Here is a 3,480-nt window from a genome sequence, read left to right as displayed (position 1 = left end):
AGCCCACGTGCGCGGCGCCACGGTTCACATAGGCCTCGCCCAGGTCCTTCTTGGTGTCGATCGCGCGGTTGAAGTCCCATTGGGCGTCGGCGAACTGTTTGCGGCGCAGCTTGAGCACGCCGCGGTTCACATAGGTGCCGGCCCGGTCGCGCAGGCTGAGCATCTCGGTCTCCAGCGCCATGGTGCAGATGTCCTCGGACTTGGCGTCGGACGCCCCGTTGAGCGCGGCCACCGAGCACTGGCGCGCCATGCCGCCGCCGATGACCGTGACGGCGCCTTGGGCGGCCGCGGCCCAGCCCAGAAGGGCGGCGCCGGCGGCGAAGGCGAGGAAATGGGAGGTCTTGAGCATGGGGGAGCGCTCCACAACCTGTGCAGGAAGCGGAAGCGTCCGCCTGTAACAGTGTTGTGTCAATTCAAGGCTGAGGCATCGGGCGTGGCTTCGGCACGAGGTCGGCGTCGACGCCGAAGCGTGGGGACCAGCGGCGCAGCTCGGCCTGGAACACGCCGGCGGTGATCGCGGGATCGGCGGCCAGCAAGCGCTGGGCCTCATCGGTGTCGGCGGCGCGCAGCACGGCCATGCCCCCGTCGGCGCCGGCCCACCCGCCCGCGGCCACGACGCGGCCCTCGGCCGCGAGCCTGGCAATGTAGCCGCCGTGCGCGCGCAGGTCCTGCTGCGCCATCGGCAGGCCGGGCTTCCAGGCCGGGCCTGGCCGGTAGATGAAGGCGAACAGCGGCTGGTCGGGCGCAGCGACGGCGGCGGAGGTCATCAGCGTCCCCATCGCAAGAGCCAGAAGCGGGCGCAGACGAGCCATCGCGGCGATCTCCGGTGAGCCAAGCGATATGGAACCGTGACGGTCCATCAGCAAGCGATCGGGTGTTGCAACAGGAGGCGCCTAGTCGGTCTGGCGGAAGCGGCGCAATTCGCGGTGCAGGATGTAGACGCCGCTCGCCGCCACGATCACCGCGCCGACCAGGGTCAGCGGGTGCGGGAGCTCGCCCCAGATGACGAGGCCCAGGCCCGTCGCCCAGATCAGCTGGGTGTAGTCGAACGGCGCGATCACCCCGATGGGCGCCTGGCGTAGCGCCTCGGTGAGGAAGAGCTGCCCGACCCCGCCGATCAGGCCGGCCAGGATGAGCAGGCCCAGGGTCTGCGGGTCGGGCGTCACCCAGTGGAACGCCGATCCCACGAGGCCCAGCAGAGCGCCGCCGAGGGTGAAGTAGAAGACGATGGTCGGGCCGCGCTCGGTGTCCGAGATCTGGCGGATGGCGACCATCGCGCCCGCCGCGCCGAGGGCCGAGAGGACGCCCAGGGTCACGCCGGGCACGTTCATCTGCCCCGGCAGCGGCCGGGCCATGATCAGGACGCCGATGAAGCCCACGAACACCGCGGCCCAGCGATGCCGCCCCACCTTTTCCGACAGCAAGAGCGCCGACAGCGCCGTCATGAACAGGGGCGAGGTGAACTGCAGCGCCGTGGCCTCGGTGAGCGGCAGGTGCTGCACAGCCGAGAAGCCGCAGACCATGCCGGTCAGGCCTACCGCTGAGCGCGCCAGGTGGCCGAACGGCCGCTTGGTCCGCAGCACCTCGAAGCCGGTCGTGCGCCAGATGTAGAGGCCGAGCGGCACGAAGGCGAAGAGGTTGCGGAACAGGATGATCTCGAAGACCGGGATCCCGCGCGAGCCGGTCCACTTCACCAGCGCCGACAGGCACGCCATGCACGCCATCGCCGCCACGCGGAAGGCGATGCCGAAGGCGACGTTCTGCGTGGGGGCGTTCACGGCCGCTCTTAAGCGGGACGGCGGCAGGCGCCGTCAACCGCCACCTCGGCCTTGGCGGCCCTACAGGCGCATCACGGCGACGCCGGCCACGATCGTGAGCGCCGCCGCCCAGCGCCAGGGCCCGGCGGGTTCGCGCAGCACGACGAGGCCGATCAGCATGGCGAAGAGCACGCTGGTCTCGCGCAGCGCCGTGACCAGCGCCACCGGCGCGCGGGTGAAGGCCCACAGCACCAACCAGTACGAGCCCAGCGACAGCGCGCCCGACGGTAGCCCGGTCCGCCACTCCGAGAGCACCGCCGCGGGCGCCCGCGGGCCGCGGGTGGCGACGGCGTACGTCAGCATCACCAGCCCGTCGGCGACGAACATCCAGAGCGCGTAGGCTGTCGCCGACTGCGCGACGCGGGCGCCCTTCGCGTCGGCCAGGGTGTAGGCGGCGACGAAGGCTGCGGTGCCCAGCGCATAGCCCAGCGCCGGCAGCGGCAGCCGCGCGAACCCGGCCCCGCCACGGAAAGCCATCAGCACCACGCCGCCGGCGATCAGGGCGACCGCGCCGGCCCCGGCCGGCGGCAGCGCCTCGCCCATCAGCACCACCGCGCCCAGGGCCACGATCGGGGGCGCCGCGCCGCGGGCCAGCGGATAGACCTGCGACAGGTCGCCGTGCTGGTAGGCGCGGATCAGGAACAGCTTGTAGCCGGTGTGCAGCAGCGCCGAGCCGGCCACCCACGGCCAGGCCGCCGCCGCCGGCAGCGGGAAGAACGGCAGCAGGACGAGCGCGAGCCCGCTCTGGGTCATGGACAGGAGCAGGATCGACGAGAACCGGTCCAGGCCCACGCGGATCACCGCGTTCCAGCCGGCATGCATCAGGGCGGCCAGCAGGACGGCGGCGAAGGCGAGCGGTTCCAGCGGCTCCTCCTGCGCGGGCTGGACGCGACGGCCCGGCGCACGGTCCACTGTGGGCGGACGCGAGATTCGCCAAAAGCAGTTTGGAGGGCACGCGATGCCGAGCGCGATGCTGCAGCCGGTCGTGGTGCTGGTGCTTTGGTCGATGGTGATGTGGGCCTGGCTCTACGCCACCCGTATCCCGGCCATCGTCCGCAGCAAGGTGGAGATGGCTCCCACCATGACCACGGCCGACCTCAACCAGCACTTGCCCCCCCAGGTGCGGTGGAAGGCCGACAACTACAATCACCTGATGGAGCAGCCGACGCTGTTCTATGCGGCGGCGCTGACCTTGGCCCTGGTCGGCGAGGGCGATGGGCTGAACGTGGCCCTGGCCTGGGCGTACGTGGGGATCCGCGTGGTCCACAGCCTGGTGCAGGCGCTGAGCAACATCATCATGGCCCGCTTCCTGATCTTCATGGCGGGCTCGGTGGTGCTGCTGGCGCTGGCGACGCGCGCAGCCATGGCCGTGTTCTGACGGCTTCGAACCCGGCGCGCGGCTGGGCGCGCCGGGTTCAGGCTACCGTATCAGGATCAGACGAACGCGAACCCGTGACGACGGCGGCGCATCAGCGCGCCCACCCCGCCGAAGCCCATGATCATCATCAACCAGGTGGCCGGCTCCGGGATCTCGTTGCCGCCACCGCCGCCGGTGTCGAGGTTGAGCGAGCCGGTGTAGGTGGCGCCCGGCGTCGTGCCGAAGGCGATGACGGACCCCCGCAGCGTGAGCGTGTGCGCGCCGCTGGCGAGCGCCGTGGCGAGC

5 protein-coding genes and 1 pseudogene are annotated in these 3,480 nt (G+C 71.5%); 1 reads left to right on the top strand and 5 read right to left on the bottom strand.

The genetic code is table 11. The features are described 5' to 3' along the window. From VGD44_RS24115 to VGD44_RS24100, 4 genes and pseudogenes are all read right to left on the bottom strand, one after another. A pseudogene (locus VGD44_RS24115) lies at nucleotides 1-349 on the bottom strand (hypothetical protein); the annotation flags it as partial. Between the two features lie 64 nt (nucleotides 350-413). Further along, nucleotides 414-767 carry a YciI family protein gene (locus VGD44_RS24110; RefSeq protein WP_331090925.1) on the bottom strand — a complete coding sequence of 118 codons (354 nt, stop codon included), beginning with the start codon at nucleotides 765-767 and terminating at the stop codon, nucleotides 414-416. 126 nt (nucleotides 768-893) lie between these two features. Continuing rightward, nucleotides 894-1,778, bottom strand: coding sequence for a DMT family transporter (locus VGD44_RS24105; RefSeq protein WP_331090924.1), 885 nt, complete (start codon nucleotides 1,776-1,778; stop codon nucleotides 894-896). A gap of 60 nt (nucleotides 1,779-1,838) precedes the next feature. Further along, nucleotides 1,839-2,729, bottom strand: a complete 891-nt coding sequence (locus VGD44_RS24100; protein ID WP_331090923.1) for an EamA family transporter — start codon at nucleotides 2,727-2,729, stop codon at nucleotides 1,839-1,841. Nucleotides 2,730-2,775: 46 nt separating this feature from the next. On the opposite strand from VGD44_RS24100, the gene VGD44_RS24095 reads away from it, so the two are divergent. After that, a complete protein-coding gene (locus VGD44_RS24095) occupies nucleotides 2,776-3,195 on the top strand; it encodes an MAPEG family protein (RefSeq protein ID WP_331090922.1) in 420 nt (139 codons plus the stop codon). A 56-nt stretch (nucleotides 3,196-3,251) separates the two neighbouring features. Here the strand turns inward: VGD44_RS24095 and VGD44_RS24090 are convergent. Then, nucleotides 3,252-3,480: PEPxxWA-CTERM sorting domain-containing protein (locus tag VGD44_RS24090; protein ID WP_331090921.1), on the bottom strand; the 229-nt coding region annotated here is incomplete at its 5' end.

Origin of the sequence: Phenylobacterium sp., from assembly GCF_036402295.1 — a bacterium.
In the GTDB taxonomy this organism is placed as follows: domain Bacteria; phylum Pseudomonadota; class Alphaproteobacteria; order Caulobacterales; family Caulobacteraceae; genus Phenylobacterium.
The sequence above is the reverse complement of the archived record's forward strand: the minus strand, read 5'-3'. Positions and strand labels throughout refer to the sequence as shown.

Coding starts and splice junctions, on each gene's coding strand:
- VGD44_RS24110 (WP_331090925.1), bottom strand. CDS start 767: ATGACCTCCGCCGCCGTCGCTGCGCCCGACCAGCCGCTGTTCGCCTTC.
- VGD44_RS24095 (WP_331090922.1), top strand. CDS start 2,776: ATGCCGAGCGCGATGCTGCAGCCGGTCGTGGTGCTGGTGCTTTGGTCG.